This window comes from Streptomyces sp. NPDC003327, assembly GCF_053589515.1.
The window spans coordinates 101,369-115,042 of sequence record NZ_JBSFSA010000008.1; the positions used below are offsets into that span (position 1 = coordinate 101,369).

Annotated in this window: 12 protein-coding genes; 5 read left to right on the forward strand and 7 right to left on the reverse strand. The window is 69.4% G+C overall.

What is annotated here, in order from left to right; all coding sequences use genetic code 11:
* The first annotated feature begins 82 nt into the window (after positions 1 to 82).
* On the forward strand, positions 83 to 928 hold the full coding sequence (locus ACWDVG_RS10020; protein ID WP_451698207.1) for a helix-turn-helix domain-containing protein: 846 nt from the start codon (positions 83 to 85) through the stop codon (positions 926 to 928).
* On the opposite strand, the gene dnaB is transcribed toward ACWDVG_RS10020, so the two are convergent.
* Complete coding sequence (gene dnaB, locus ACWDVG_RS10025) at positions 895 to 2,376, reverse strand: replicative DNA helicase (RefSeq protein ID WP_451697982.1); 1,482 nt, start codon at positions 2,374 to 2,376, stop codon at positions 895 to 897. The genes ACWDVG_RS10020 and dnaB overlap by 34 nt on opposite strands.
* A gap of 424 nt (positions 2,377 to 2,800) precedes the next feature.
* Between dnaB and ACWDVG_RS10030 the strand changes: the two genes are divergently transcribed.
* On the forward strand, positions 2,801 to 4,138 hold the full coding sequence (locus ACWDVG_RS10030; protein WP_451697984.1) for an MATE family efflux transporter: 1,338 nt from the start codon (positions 2,801 to 2,803) through the stop codon (positions 4,136 to 4,138).
* A gap of 123 nt (positions 4,139 to 4,261) precedes the next feature.
* Here ACWDVG_RS10030 and rplI read toward each other — a convergent pair whose 3' ends face one another.
* From rplI to rpsF, 4 genes are all read right to left on the reverse strand, one after another.
* Positions 4,262 to 4,708 (reverse strand): 50S ribosomal protein L9, encoded by a 447-nt coding sequence (gene rplI, locus ACWDVG_RS10035; protein WP_451697986.1) that lies wholly within the window; start codon positions 4,706 to 4,708, stop codon positions 4,262 to 4,264.
* Between the two features lie 18 nt (positions 4,709 to 4,726).
* Positions 4,727 to 4,963, reverse strand: coding sequence for a 30S ribosomal protein S18 (gene rpsR / locus ACWDVG_RS10040; RefSeq protein WP_005315025.1), 237 nt, complete (start codon positions 4,961 to 4,963; stop codon positions 4,727 to 4,729).
* Positions 4,964 to 5,019: 56 nt separating this feature from the next.
* On the reverse strand, positions 5,020 to 5,604 hold the full coding sequence (locus ACWDVG_RS10045) for a single-stranded DNA-binding protein (protein WP_451697988.1): 585 nt from the start codon (positions 5,602 to 5,604) through the stop codon (positions 5,020 to 5,022).
* A gap of 73 nt (positions 5,605 to 5,677) precedes the next feature.
* The gene (gene rpsF, locus ACWDVG_RS10050) at positions 5,678 to 5,968 is read right to left on the reverse strand and encodes a 30S ribosomal protein S6 (RefSeq protein WP_004950685.1); all 291 of its coding nucleotides are present in this window, start codon (positions 5,966 to 5,968) and stop codon (positions 5,678 to 5,680) included.
* Between the two features lie 286 nt (positions 5,969 to 6,254).
* Here rpsF and ACWDVG_RS10055 point away from each other — a divergent pair, with 286 nt between their 5' ends.
* The 3 genes from ACWDVG_RS10055 (at position 6,255) to ACWDVG_RS10065 (ending at position 8,928) form a co-directional block, all read left to right on the forward strand.
* Positions 6,255 to 6,569 (forward strand): hypothetical protein, encoded by a 315-nt coding sequence (locus ACWDVG_RS10055; RefSeq protein ID WP_451697990.1) that lies wholly within the window; start codon positions 6,255 to 6,257, stop codon positions 6,567 to 6,569.
* Positions 6,570 to 6,674: 105 nt separating this feature from the next.
* Positions 6,675 to 7,793 (forward strand): lipid II:glycine glycyltransferase FemX, encoded by a 1,119-nt coding sequence (locus ACWDVG_RS10060; protein WP_451697992.1) that lies wholly within the window; start codon positions 6,675 to 6,677, stop codon positions 7,791 to 7,793.
* A 103-nt stretch (positions 7,794 to 7,896) separates the two neighbouring features.
* Positions 7,897 to 8,928 (forward strand): alanine racemase, encoded by a 1,032-nt coding sequence (locus tag ACWDVG_RS10065; RefSeq protein WP_405855515.1) that lies wholly within the window; start codon positions 7,897 to 7,899, stop codon positions 8,926 to 8,928.
* A 73-nt stretch (positions 8,929 to 9,001) separates the two neighbouring features.
* Here the strand turns inward: ACWDVG_RS10065 and ACWDVG_RS10070 are convergent, their stop codons facing one another.
* Positions 9,002 to 10,516: a glycosyltransferase family 87 protein gene (locus ACWDVG_RS10070; RefSeq protein WP_451697994.1), complete on the reverse strand. Its 1,515-nt coding sequence runs from the start codon at positions 10,514 to 10,516 to the stop codon at positions 9,002 to 9,004.
* Positions 10,517 to 10,637: 121 nt separating this feature from the next.
* On the reverse strand, positions 10,638 to 13,403 hold the full coding sequence (locus ACWDVG_RS10075; protein WP_451697996.1) for a transglycosylase domain-containing protein: 2,766 nt from the start codon (positions 13,401 to 13,403) through the stop codon (positions 10,638 to 10,640).
* Positions 13,404 to 13,674: the final 271 nt, after the last annotated feature.

Sequence of the window (13,674 nt, forward strand, 5' to 3'; positions counted from 1 at the left end):
GAAGTCCACGGGAGCACCACCTGACTGGGCGTCGGTGGAGGTCGCCGTGCCCCGGCGACCGGGCCGGCTGCCGGGGGTCAGCATGGCCGGGTTCCGCCAACGTGCTCCGGCAGACGTAGACATCGCCATGGTCGCGCACCCCTCGGTGACCCTGTTCGTGGATCTGAGCGACGGCGACAGCCTCGTCCACGACGCCCACGGCCGGCGCGCGTGCGGCAGCACGGTCGTCGGGCTGGTACCGGGCGACCTTCGGCTCGGGGGCCGGGCGGCAGGAAGGATCGAGTGCCTCCAGATCCGGTTGTCGCCGGTCATGGCGGCCGCGGTGTTCGGTGCGTCGATCGACCTCAGCGGTACGGTGGTCTCCTTGGAGGACCTCTGGGGCCGCGACGCCGGACGAACCGAGGAGAGACTGCGGGCCGCCGCGTCGTGGGACGAGCGGTTCACGATCGCGGCGGACGCCCTCGACCGGCGCGTCAGCGCCCGCCGGTCGTGTGATCCAGAGGTCGCCGCTGCCTGGTGGCTGATGCGCACCAGCCGGGGTCGGGTGCGCATCGACAGCCTTGCGGGCGAGGTGGAATGGAGCCGGAAGCGCCTGTGGTCCCGCTTCCGCTCCCAGATCGGCCTCACGCCCAAGCACGCCGCCCGGCTGGTGCGCTTCGACCACGCCGCCCATCTCCTCGCGGCGGGTCACACCGCCGCCCAGGTGGCGGCCGAAAGCGGCTACGCCGACCAGGCCCACCTCCACCGCGAGGTGAAAGCGTTCACCGGGGTGACACCCACCGCCGTAGCCGCTGCGCCGTGGCTCGCCATCGATGACGTCGCGTGGCCGACCTCGTTCGCGGATCTGACCCGACCAGCCGGTCTCACGAAGACGGCCCAAGCGCCTCGGCCCGGTCAGGTCTGTGCCATGTCCACGAAGCGCGAGTAGTGGCCCTGGAAGGCGACCGTGATCGTGGCCGTGGGGCCGTTTCGGTGCTTGCCGACGATGATGTCGGCCTCGCCGGCGCGCGGGGACTCCTTCTCGTAGGCGTCCTCGCGGTGCAGCAGGATCACCATGTCGGCGTCCTGCTCGATGGAACCCGACTCACGCAGGTCGGAGACCATCGGCTTCTTGTCGGTGCGCTGCTCGGGGCCACGGTTCAGCTGGGAGAGGGCGATCACCGGCAGTTCCAGCTCCTTGGCGAGGAGCTTGAGGTTTCGCGACATGTCGGAGACCTCCTGCTGCCGGCTCTCCTGCCGCTTCGAGCCACCCGACTGCATCAGCTGCAGGTAGTCGATGATGACGAGCTTGAGGCCGTTGCGCTGCTTGAGGCGCCGGCACTTCGCCCGGATCTCCATCATGGACAGGTTGGGCGAGTCGTCGATGTACAGCGGGGCCTGGGAGACGTCCGGCATGCGCCGGGCCAGCCGCGTCCAGTCCTCGTCCGTCATCGTGCCGGAGCGCATGTGGTGCAGCGCGACCCGCGCCTCCGCGGAGAGGAGACGCATCGCGATCTCGTTGCGCCCCATTTCGAGGGAGAAGATCACGCTGGGCAGGTTGTGCTTGATCGACGCCGCGCGGGCGAAGTCCAGGGCGAGGGTCGACTTACCCATGGCGGGACGGGCCGCGATGATGATCATCTGGCCGGGGTGCAGACCGTTGGTGAGCGAGTCGAGGTCGGTGAACCCGGTGGGCACACCCGTCATCTCGCCGCTGCGGGAGCCGATCGCCTCGATCTCGTCGAGGGCTCCCTCCATGATGTCGCCGAGCGGCAGGTAGTCCTCGGTGGTGCGCTGCTCGGTGACGGCGTAGATCTCCGCCTGGGCGGAGTTCACGATCTCGTCGACGTCTCCGTCGGCCGCGTATCCCATCTGCGTGATCTTGGTACCGGCCTCCACGAGACGGCGCAGGACGGCGCGCTCGTGGACGATCTCCGCGTAGTACGAGGCGTTCGCCGCGGTCGGTACCGACTGGACGAGGGTGTGGAGGTACGACGCTCCGCCGACGCGGGTGATCTCTCCGCGCTTGGTGAGCTCGGCGCCGACGGTGATGGGGTCGGCGGGCTCGCCCTTGGCGTAGAGGTCGAGGATCGCCGCGTAGACCGTCTCGTGGGCCGGCTTGTAGAAGTCGTGGCCCTTGATGATCTCCACGACGTCCGCGATGGCGTCCTTGGAGAGCAGCATGCCGCCGAGCACGGACTGTTCGGCGTCCAGGTCCTGCGGAGGCACGCGCTCGAAGGTGGAGAGCCCTCCGTCCCAGGGGCCCTCGCTGCCGCGCTCGTGCTGGTCGTCCCGTCCACGGCCTCGGCCGCGGCCCTCACCTCGGGTACGGGTGGGCAGCCGGTCGCTCGGTCCGCTGTCGGCCCAGGGATCGTCCATGGGCTCGGGAACGCTCACCAAGCCACCTCCTCCCGTCCGCTCCGCGGACTCCGCCGTGTCACTCTTTCTACCGCCACGGCTTTGATCAAAGAGTGGCTTTCGCGACCGCTTCTGCGCGTCGGGCGCCGGTCCACGGTAGGCCCGCGGGGGGCTTCAGCCAATCTGGTTATCCACAGGCCCTGTGGGTGAAGGGCCAGATGCTGTGGAGAACTCCCCGGATCCTGTGCACGGACCGGGGGACAGCCATGTGGACAAACTCATAACCCTCCCGCCAACACCCCCCTGACCTGCCCCTTTTCCATCCACGGGCTGTGGGGGAGAAAAAGTTTCGCCCGTGAACCAAGATCAGAACAAACGGCCCACACCCGAAGCCCCACGCCATCGTTCAGTAAGGACCCTCAGGGCTTTACATCTCTTACCTGTGGAAGATTAGATTGATCCCATGACCCAGGCCCCCGCGACCACCAAGGCCACCCGCCGCCGACACGACCGCGAGATCCTCTCTCTGGCCCTGCCGGCGTTCGGCGCTCTCGTCGCCGAGCCTCTCTTCCTCATGGTCGACAGCGCCATCGTCGGCCACCTCGGCACCCCCCAGCTCGCCGGGCTCGCGATCGCCGCCGCCCTGCTCTCCACCGCCGTGAGCGTCTTCGTCTTCCTCGCCTACGCCACCACGGCCGCGGTCGCGCGCCGCGTGGGCGCGGGCGACCTCCCGGCGGCGATCCGGCAGGGCATGGACGGCATCTGGCTGGCCCTCCTGCTCGGGGCCGCCGTCGTCGCGGTGACCCTGCCGCTGGCCCCCTGGCTCGTCGACCTCTTCGGCGCCTCCGACACCGCCGCCCCCTACGCCGTCACCTATCTGAGGATCTCCCTGCTCGGCATCCCGGCCATGCTGGTCGTGCTGGCCGCCACCGGGGTCCTGCGCGGCCTCCAGGACACCCGAACGCCGCTGTACGTCGCCATCGGCGGCTTCGCGGTCAACGGCGCCCTCAACCTCGGTCTGGTCTACGGCGCGGGCCTCGGCATCGCCGGCTCCGCCTGGGGAACCGTCATCGCCCAGTGCGGCATGGCGGCCGTCTATCTCGTCGTCGTCGTGCGCGGCGCCCGCCGCCACGGCGCCTCCCTCCGCCCCGACGCCGTCGGCATCCGCGCCTCCGCCACAGCCGGCGCGCCGCTCCTCGTCCGTACGCTGTCGCTCCGCGCCGTCCTGTTGATCGCCACGGCGGTCGCGGCCCGGCTGGGGGACGCCGAGGTGGCCGCCCACCAGATCATCCTGTCTCTGTGGAGCCTGATGGCCTTCGCCCTGGACGCGATCGCCATCGCGGGGCAGGCCATCATCGGACGCTACCTCGGCGCGGACGACCCCGACAGCGCCCGCCAGGTCTGCCGGCGCATGGTGCTCTGGGGCACCGTCTCCGGGGTGGTCCTCGGCGTGCTGCTCGTCGCCACGCGCCCACTCTTCGTGCCGCTCTTCACCGGCGACGCCACCGTGCAGGACACCCTGCTCCCGGCCCTTCTGGTCGTCGCACTCTCCCAGCCGATCTCCGGAGTCGTCTTCGTCCTCGACGGCGTCCTGATGGGGGCGGGCGACGGTCCCTATCTGGCCGGGGCGATGCTGTTGACCCTGGCCGTCTTCGCCCCGGTCGCCCTGGCCGTCCCCGCGCTCGGCGGCGGACTCACCGCCCTCTGGTGGGCGATGACCCTGATGATGACGGTCCGCATGCTCACCCTGGGGCTCCGCATGCGCTCGGGACGCTGGATCGTGACGGGCGCGAGCCGGTGACCGTTTCACGTGAAACACGCGAAACGCACGGCGCGGAGAAGTGAACGCGAGAACAGCGGAAGGGCCGCACCCCGAGGGGTGCGGCCCTTCCTCACTGCTGAGCGCAGACTGCCAAGGGCAGCGTTACGCGGCGACGACCTCGACGCCGAGCTTCGCGGCAACCTCGGGGTGCAGACGCACGGACACCTGGTGCGAGCCCAGGGTCTTGATCGGCGAACCGAGCTCGACGCGACGCTTGTCGACGTCGGGGCCACCCGCGGACTTGATCGCCGAAGCGATGTCGCCCGGGGTCACGGAACCGAAGAGACGGCCGGCGTCGCCGGAGCGAACGGCCAGGCGCACCTTGGTGCCCTCGAGCTGGGCCTTGATCTCGTTGGCCTGCTCGATGGTCGCGATCTCGTGGATCTTGCGGGCGCGGCGGATCTGCGCCACGTCCTTCTCGCCGCCCTTGGTCCAACGGATCGCGAAACCGCGCGGGACCAGGTAGTTGCGGGCGTAGCCGTCCTTGACCTCGACGACATCGCCGGCGGCACCGAGGCCAGAGACCTCGTGGGTGAGGATGATCTTCATTTTTCGGTCACCCTTCCCTTATCGCGCGGTGGACGTGTAGGGCAGCAGCGCCATCTCACGGCTGTTCTTGACGGCCGTGGCGACGTCACGCTGGTGCTGCGTGCAGTTGCCGGTCACGCGGCGGGCACGGATCTTGCCGCGGTCGGAAATGAACTTCCGCAGCATGTTCGTGTCCTTGTAGTCCACGTACGCGGTCTTGTCCTTGCAGAACGCGCAGACCTTCTTCTTAGGCTTGCGCACAGGCGGCTTCGCCATGGTGTTTCTCCTGTGTGATCAAGAAGTGGGGGTACGAGCTGCTTCGAGGGCGTGCCCTAGAAGGGGGGCTCGTCCGAGTAGCCGCCGCCGGAGTTGCCACCCCAGCTGCCTCCGCCGCCCTGCTGGCCGCCGGAGGAGGAGCCGCCGGTCGCCCACGGGTCGTCGGCGGGAGCACCGCCGCCACCCTGCTGGCCGCCGCCGGAGTTGCCACCCCAGCTGCCGCCCTGCTGGGCACCGCCGCCACCACCGCCGCCGTAGCCACCCTGACCACCGCGGCCGGCGGTCTTGGTGACCTTGGCCGTGGCGTTCCGGAGGCTGGGGCCGACTTCCTCGACGTCCAGCTCGAAGACCGTGCGCTTGACGCCCTCACGGTCCTCGTAGGACCGCTGCTTCAGCCGGCCCTGCACGACGACGCGCATGCCTCGCTGGAGCGACTCGGCGACGTTCTCCGCCGCCTGACGCCAGACCGAGCAGGTCAGGAAGAGGCTTTCGCCGTCCTTCCACTCGTTCGTCTGGCGGTCGAAGGTGCGGGGAGTGGACGCGACACGGAACTTCGCGACCGCCGCACCGGACGGGGTGAAGCGCAGCTCGGGGTCGTCGACGAGATTGCCGACGACCGTGATGACGGTCTCGCCTGCCATGGGTGAACCTCTCGGCGGGATTGCTTCTGGCTGCTTGTTGCTACTCGGACCCGATGACCTCTGAGCGGAAGGCTCAGTGGGTCTCGGGACGGAGGACCTTGGTCCGGAGGACCGACTCGTTCAGGTTCATCTGGCGGTCGAGCTCCTTGACGACCGCAGGCTCGGCCTGCAGGTCGATGACCGAGTAGATGCCCTCGGGCTTCTTCTTGATCTCGTAGGCGAGACGACGACGGCCCCAGGTGTCGACCTTCTCGACCTTTCCGTTGCCCTCACGGACGACGGAGAGGAAGTTCTCGATCAGCGGGGAGACAGCGCGCTCCTCGAGATCGGGGTCGAGGATGACCATCACCTCGTAGTGACGCATGTGGAACCCACCTCCTTTGGACTCAGCGGCCACGGTCGTTCCGTGGCAGGAGGGTCGTGATGCGTGAACGACGGTATCGGCCCCCACTGACAGTCCCCCTCGGCGAACGAGGGGAGTCGTCGGGTATCCCGGAGGGAGCTGGGCAGACACCGGCGCAGACCGTACAGAGTACCCGCACATCGGCCTGCGGTTGAAATTCGGCGGTGAGAGGCCGCAATCTGGACACATCGGACCCGGGCGGCGCTAAGATGCGCCGCCTTCCGGCAGGCACGCCAGGAGGTGCCCCATGGCACAGGCAATGCGACCCGACCCCGGCCACTCCCTCTTCGCGACCGACGGGAAACCACACCCCCTCCAGGACACGCTGGTCGGTGTGACCCTGGTGCTCGGCGCCCTCGCCTTCGTCACCGCCCAGTTCCACGACCTCCACCTGCTCAGCTCCTGGGCGGGCCTGATCGGCATCATCAGCGGCGCCTACGGACAGTTCATCTCCGTCACGACGCGCGAGCGCTTCCTCCTGATCGTGGGGCTCGGCGCGTCCGCCGTGGGCTTCTTCCTCGGCATGGCCCACGGGGGTCTCTTCGGCGGTGTCATCGGCTGAGCGGCCCACACAGCCATTCGGGGCGCTCCCCGGTCGCAGTAGGCTTCGGCGCGAGAGCCGGAGCCCCGCAACCGATGGGGACACACCTGCCGAGGAGCGCCCCGCATGAGCCTGACCCTGAGGACCATCAGCCGTGAGCAGCATCTGGCATACATCCAGAGCCAGCCCGCGGCGAGCCACTGCCAGGTCCCGGCGTGGGCTGATGTGAAGACCGAGTGGCGCTCGGAGAACCTCGGCTGGTTCGACAAGAGCGGCGAGCTCGTCGGCGTCGGTCTCGTCCTCTACCGCCAGCTCCCGAAGCTCAAGCGCTACCTGGCCTATCTGCCCGAGGGCCCGGTCATCAACTGGTACGCGCCGAACCTCGACGACTGGCTCCAGCCGATGCTGGCCCACCTCAAGCAGCAGGGCGCCTTCTCCGTGAAGATGGGCCCCCCGGTCGTCATCCGGCGCTGGGACTCCGCCGCCATCAAGTCCGGCATCCAGGACCCGGACGTCAAGCGGCTCAAGGACGTCCAGGCCACCACCGTCGAGCCGCGCGCCTTCGAAGTCGCGGACCGGCTGCGGAAGATGGGCTGGCAGCAGGGCGAGGACGGCGGCGCCGGCTTCGGCGACGTGCAGCCCCGCTACGTCTTCCAGGTCCCGCTGGCCAACCGCTCGCTCGACGACGTCCTCAAGGGCTTCAACCAGCTCTGGCGCCGCAACATCAAGAAGGCCGAGAAGGCCGGCGTCGAGGTCGTCCAGGGCGGCTACGAGGACCTGGCCGAGTGGCAGCGCCTGTACGAGATCACGGCCGTCCGCGACCACTTCCGGCCGCGCCCGCTCTCGTACTTCCAGCGCATGTGGACCGTCCTCAACAACGAGGACCCCAACCGCATGCGGCTCTACTTCGCGCGCCACAACGGCGTGAACCTCTCCGCCGCGACCATGCTCGTCGTCGGCGGGCACGTCTGGTACTCCTACGGCGCCTCCGACAACATCGGCCGCGAGGTCCGGCCCTCGAACGCGATGCAGTGGCGGATGCTGCGCGACGCGTACGCGATGGGCGCGACCGTCTACGACCTGCGGGGCATCTCCGACTCGCTCGACGAGACCGACCACCTCTTCGGTCTGATCCAGTTCAAGGTGGGCACCGGCGGCGAGGCCGTCGAGTACGTCGGCGAGTGGGACTTCCCGCTCAACAAGCTGCTGCACAAGGCGCTCGACATCTACATGTCGCGCCGCTGACGCGCGCGGGCGCGGCACGCACCCGTGTCGCGCCTTCACGCTTTCCGTAGTCTCGTACATACCTTTGATACACCGCTTCCGTCAGAAAGGTTCCGGGCCGGCCATGGCGCTCTCCCTCTACGTCGACACCGCGCGCTGGCGGGCGCACCAGAAGACGGTCATCGACCAGTTCCCCGGTCTGATCCCGGTCTGCAAGGGCAACGGCTACGGCTTCGGCCACGAGCGGCTCGCGGACGAGGCGGCCCGGTTCGGCGCCGACATGCTCGCGGTGGGCACGACGTACGAGGCCGCCCGCATCAAGGACTGGTTCAGCGGCGACCTGCTGGTGCTCACGCCGTTCCGCAGGGGTGAGGAACCGGTTCCGCTGCCGGACCGGGTCGTCCGCTCCGTCTCCTCCGTCGACGGCGTGCACGCCCTGGTCGGAGCGCGGGTCGTCATCGAGTGCATGAGCTCGATGAAGCGCCACGGCGTCCGCGAGGAGGAGCTGCACCAGCTCCACTCCGCGATCGAGGACGTGCGCCTGGAGGGCTTCGCCCTGCACCTCCCCCTGGACCGCCCGGACGGCACCGACGCGGTCGAGGAGGTCATCGCCTGGATGGACCGCCTGCGGGCCGCCCGGCTGCCGCTGCACACCATGTTCGTCAGCCACCTGCGGGCCGAGGAGCAGGCGCGGCTCCAGCAGCAGTTCCCGCAGACCCGCTTCCGGGCGCGGATCGGCACCCGGCTGTGGCTGGGCGACCACGAGGCCACGGAGTACCGGGGCGCGGTCCTGGACGTGACCCGGGTCGCGAAGGGCGACCGGTTCGGCTACCGCCAGCAGAAGGCCGCCTCGGACGGCTGGCTGGTCGTCGTCGCGGGCGGCACCTCGCACGGCGTGGGCCTGGAGGCCCCGAAGGCCATGCACGGCGTCATGCCCCGCGCGAAGGGCGTGGCGCGGGCCGGTCTGGCGACGGTCAACCGCAACCTGTCGCCGTTCGTGTGGGCGGGCAAGCAGCGCTGGTTCGCCGAGCCGCCGCACATGCAGGTGTCGATCCTCTTCGTGCCGTCGGACGCCCAGGAGCCGCGCGTCGGCGACGAGCTGGTGGCGCATCTGCGCCACACCACGACGCAGTTCGACCGGCTCGTCGAGCGCTGAGCGCACCCTCCGGGCCGGCCGTTCCGGTCGTCCTCGCTGTTCCCGCCGGCCCGGTGATCCGGGCCGGCGGCCCTCACCCCCGGAAGCTCTGCTCTTCGGGGGTGCCCCATTCCACGCGCGGCCACGCCGGGGGCGGCTCCGCCGCGTGCTCCGCCGGGCGGGCCGCCCTGCCCGCGACGACGACGTCCTCCGCGCCGTCCAGGACGCCTCCGGAGGGGTCGTCGGTGCCGTCCTGGCGTACGGGGTCCTTCTCGGGCGCCAGGACGTCGCGTACGACCACGGCGACCAGGTACAGCGTGCCCGCCAGGTGCAGGACGATCGCGAACTGGTAGCCGTCGACCGGCAGGCCCTGCTTGTTGCCGCTGGCCGTGAACGCCAGGTACGTCCAGATGCCCAGGAAGTACATGACCTCGCAGGCCTGCCAGATCAGGAAGTCGCGCCAGCGCGGCCGGGCGAGCACGGCCAGCGGGACGAGCCACAGGACGTACTGCGGCGAATAGACCTTGTTGGTCAGCACGAACGCGGCCACGATCAGGAACGCCAGCTGGACGAAGCGGGGCCTGCGCGGGGCGGTGAAGGTCAGCACCGCAAGCCCGGCGACCGCGACCGCCATCAGCAGCAGCGCGTACAGATTGGCCCGCTCCGGCGGGATCGAGACGCCGGTGCGCTGGCTGACGAGCAGCCAGACCGAGCCGAAGTCGACGTTCCGGTCGCGACTGAAGAGGTAGAACTGCTTCCACCCCTCGGGCGCGAGCAGCATCACCGGCAGGTTCACCACGAGCCAGGCGCCGACGGCTCCCAGCACCGCGGTCCCGTACTCCCGCCACTTCGCCGCCCGCCAACAGAGCAGCAGCAGCGGGACGAGCAGCAGGACCGGGTAGAACTTCGAGGCGGTCGCCAGGCCGAGCAGGACGCCGAAGGCCAGCGGTCGGCCGCGCGACCACATGAGGACGGCGGCGGCCGTCAGCGCGACGGCGAGCAGGTCCCAGTTGATCGTGGCCGTGAGCGCGACGGAGGGGGCCAGCGCGACGAGCAGGCCGTCCCAGGGCCGCCGACGGTGCGTACGGGCCACACAGACCGCGAGGACGGCCGCGCAGACCATCAGCATGCCCGCGTTGGCGAGCCAGTACGCCTGTTCCTGCTCCCGCATGGCGCCGCCGCCCGGCGTCAGCCAGGAGGCGACCTCCATGAAGAGGCCGGTGAGGACCGGGTACTCCAGGAACGGTATGTCGCCGCCCAGCCGGTCGAAGTACGGCATCAGGCCGGCCGCGAAGCCCCGGCCCTCGTAGAGGTGCGGGATGTCCGAGTAGCAGGCGTGCGTGTACTGGGAGGTGAGGCCCTCGAACCACGCCCAGTTGTAGCAGGGCAGCTTCTGCACCATGCCGAGGGCGTACATCCCGATCGCCACGAGGGCGATCACCCGGACCGGGGAGAACTGGCCGGTCCCGATCAACGCGCGCCGGCCGAACGGGCCACCGATCAGTTCGCTGCCCGCCGCGGCCACCGGGTCCCGGTGGGTGGGGACGACCACGGACGAGCGGTCCGGCGAGTCGTCGCGCGGCGCAGGCGTCTTCTGGAGGCTCGGCATAGGGGACATCCTGCCGTACGTCCCCGGGAAAACGGCGAGGGCCGCCGCGTCCGGCCCGTACACGGTGGTACGGACCGAAGTGCGACGGCCCTCGGACGTTCGGGCGCTCCCGGGAACCGGATCAGGGAATCCAGGTCCCGTCCTCGGGTCTGCCGTTCCCGCCGTTGCCGTTCCCGTCCGACGGTGTGCCCGTCGGTGTCGGCGACGTCGTGCCCGTGGCGGGCGGTGTCGTCGTCGGCTCGCCCGTACTGCCGCCCGGATTGCCCTGGTTGTCGCACTCCCAGTCGAGGAAGTCACAGGTCGTCTTGCCCGGCTTCGGCTCCTTCGTGGTGGTCGGAGGAGTCGTCGTGGGCGTGGTCGGCGGGGTCGTCGTCGGCGTGGCCGACGGGGACTCCGTCGTCGGGGTGGCCGTCGGGGTCGGGGGCTCGCTGGTGGCTTCGCCGCCATAGACCGGCTCGGCGTTCTCCAGCTTCTCCGGCTCCGGGAAGCTCTCGATCTTGTAGCTCTTCACGGCCGTGGACATGAAGTCCTGCCAGATGCGCGACGGGAAGGACGAGCCGTGGATCTTCGGCTGGTCACCCGTGCCGTACATCTCCAGGAACTCGCGCTTCTTCTTCGTCTCGTCGTCGTCGAGGCGGTACATGTCGATCGCCGTCGACAGGGTCGGGGTGTAGCCCACGAACCAGGCCGACTTGTTGCCGTCGGTCGTACCGGTCTTGCCGGCCACCTGGACACCCGGGACCGCGGCCTTGCGGCCGGTGCCCCTCGGGTTCTCCACGACGTCGCGGAGCACGTCCGTGACGTTGCTGGTGATGGCGGTGGAGAAGGCCTGCTCCGGATCGGCCTTGTGCTTTCCGACGGTCTCGCCGCCCTTGACGACCCTCTCGACCGAGTAGGGATCGTTCTGCACGCCCTCGTTGGCGAAGGTCGCGTAGGCACCCGCCATGCGGATGGCGCTCGGGCTGGAGATGCCGAGGGAGAAGGAAGGAACCTCGCCCGTGTCGAGCGAGTCCCTCCGCAGTCCCGCCTTGACGGCCGCCTCACGCACCTTGTCGATGCCGACGTCCATGCCGAGCTGCACGTACGGCGAGTTCGCCGAGCGGATCATCGCCTCGCGAAGGGTGATGTTGCCGTAGCTCTTGTTGTCGTCGTTCGGCTGGCGCCACTCCTCACCCTTCTCGTTGTGCCAGATCTCGCCGTTGTACTTCCGGACCTCCTGCTTGTTCCGTCCGGAGTAGCGGCTCTTGTCCGGGTCCACGATCGTGCGGGTGGAGGCGTCCTGGACGGGCCCCAGGTCCGGATCACGGACGCCGTCCTGCATCGCGGCGGCGAGCACGAAGGGCTTGAACGTCGAGCCCACCTGGGCACCGGTGTTGTCGGCGTTGTTGGTGTAGTGCTCGGTGTAGTTCTGGCCGCCGTAGATGGCGACGATCTTCCCGGTCTCGGCCTCGACGGAGGCACCGCCGAACTCGACGTGGGTGTCCGTGTCCGGACGCTTCTCCGGGTCGATGTACTCGTCGTAGATCTTCTTGACGGACTTCTCCATCTCCATCACCTTCGCCTTGTCGAAGGTGGTGTGGATCTCGTATCCGCCGCGGGCCAGCTCTGCCTCGCCGATGTCGAACTGCGCCTTGACGTTGACCTTGGCGGTGTTGACGAGATAGCCGATCTGTCCCGTCAGGTTGCCGCTCGCCTTGCGCTTCTCGACCTTGGGGAAGGCCGGGTACTTGGCCCGCTCCTCCGCCGTGAGCTTCCCGTCCTTGACCATCTCGTCGAGGATCCAGCTCCACCGCTCGGTGGCGCGCACGGTGTTCTTCTCGGCCGTGGCCTCCGGATCGATGTCGGGGTAACCGGCGGGGTCGTAGTACGTCGCGCCCTTCAGCACCGCGGCGAGCAGCGCGGACTGGCTGACGTTGAGGTCCCTGGCGTCCACGTTGAAGTACGCCCGGGCGGCCGCCTGAATGCCGTAGGCACCGCGCCCGTAGTACGCGGTGTTCAGGTAGCCGGCCATGATCGCGTCCTTGTCCAGCTCGTTGCCGACCTTCATGGAGATGAAGAGTTCCTTCACCTTCCGGCTGACGGTCTGCGACTGGTCGTCAAGGCGGTTGTTCTTCACGTACTGCTGGGTGATGGTCGAGCCACCCTGGGTCTCGCCGCCCTTGGCCATGTTCCACACGGCACGGCCGATGCCCATGGGGTCGATGCCTGAGTCGGTCCGGAACGTCTTGTTCTCGGCCGAGATCACCGCCTCCTGCATGTGCAGCGGAATCTTCTCGATGCCGACGATCTGGCGGTTGGTGGTGCCCTCCGTCGCCATCCGCTCGCCGTTGGCCCAGTAGTAGATGTTGTTCTCGGCGACCGCCGTGTCGGCGGTGTCCGGGATCGTCACCTGCGAGTACGCGATCGCCGCGGCGCCCATCAGGCTCGCCGCGAAGAACAGGAACGTGCCCGTCACGAGCCGCCACGACGGCATCCAGCGGCGCCAGCCGTACTTGTCGTGACGCGGATAGTCGATGATCCGCTTCTTGCCGGGGTTGCCCCCGCCGCGGCCGCGTCCGGGCCCCCCGCTGCCGCCGTGTCCGCCACCGCCGCCGCCTCCGCGCCGACCGCCGCCGCCGGGACCCCCGGTCCCGCCGGGTCCGGTCTCGGCGCCTCTTCTGCGGCTGCCGCGCTGGGCGGCCCGACGGGCCTCCGCGCGGCCCCCGTAGGGACGCGGCTCCTCCCCGTAGGAGGAGGACGGCCCGTACGAGGCCGCAGGCGCCCCCGTACCGGCGTCATGGAAGGAAGCCGGGCGGCGTCCCGCCGGCTGCTGTGCGGCGCGCCGTGCCGCCGCGCGACCGCCCGTCGGCGGCTGCTGCGGCGGCATTTTGCGACGATGCTCGCTCATCGAACGACTACTCCTCGGGCAGGCGTGAGCGCCTGGAAGCGGCAGTTGAGTTCCGGTCCCCCCGAAATGCGCACGGACTGAGCCCCATGGGAGGCCCCTCCGTAGCGCAGCCGGTCACCCGCAGCACTGACGCCCCAGAGCGGCTCTTGGTTCCCGGTGGTCTGCATGCCGCACAGACTACGCACGGCCAAAAACCTCCTACAGCCGGAGTTCACCCCAAATCAGGCAAGTCGGCTCCTGTGAATTGATGATGTGACGCCGGTCACCGTGG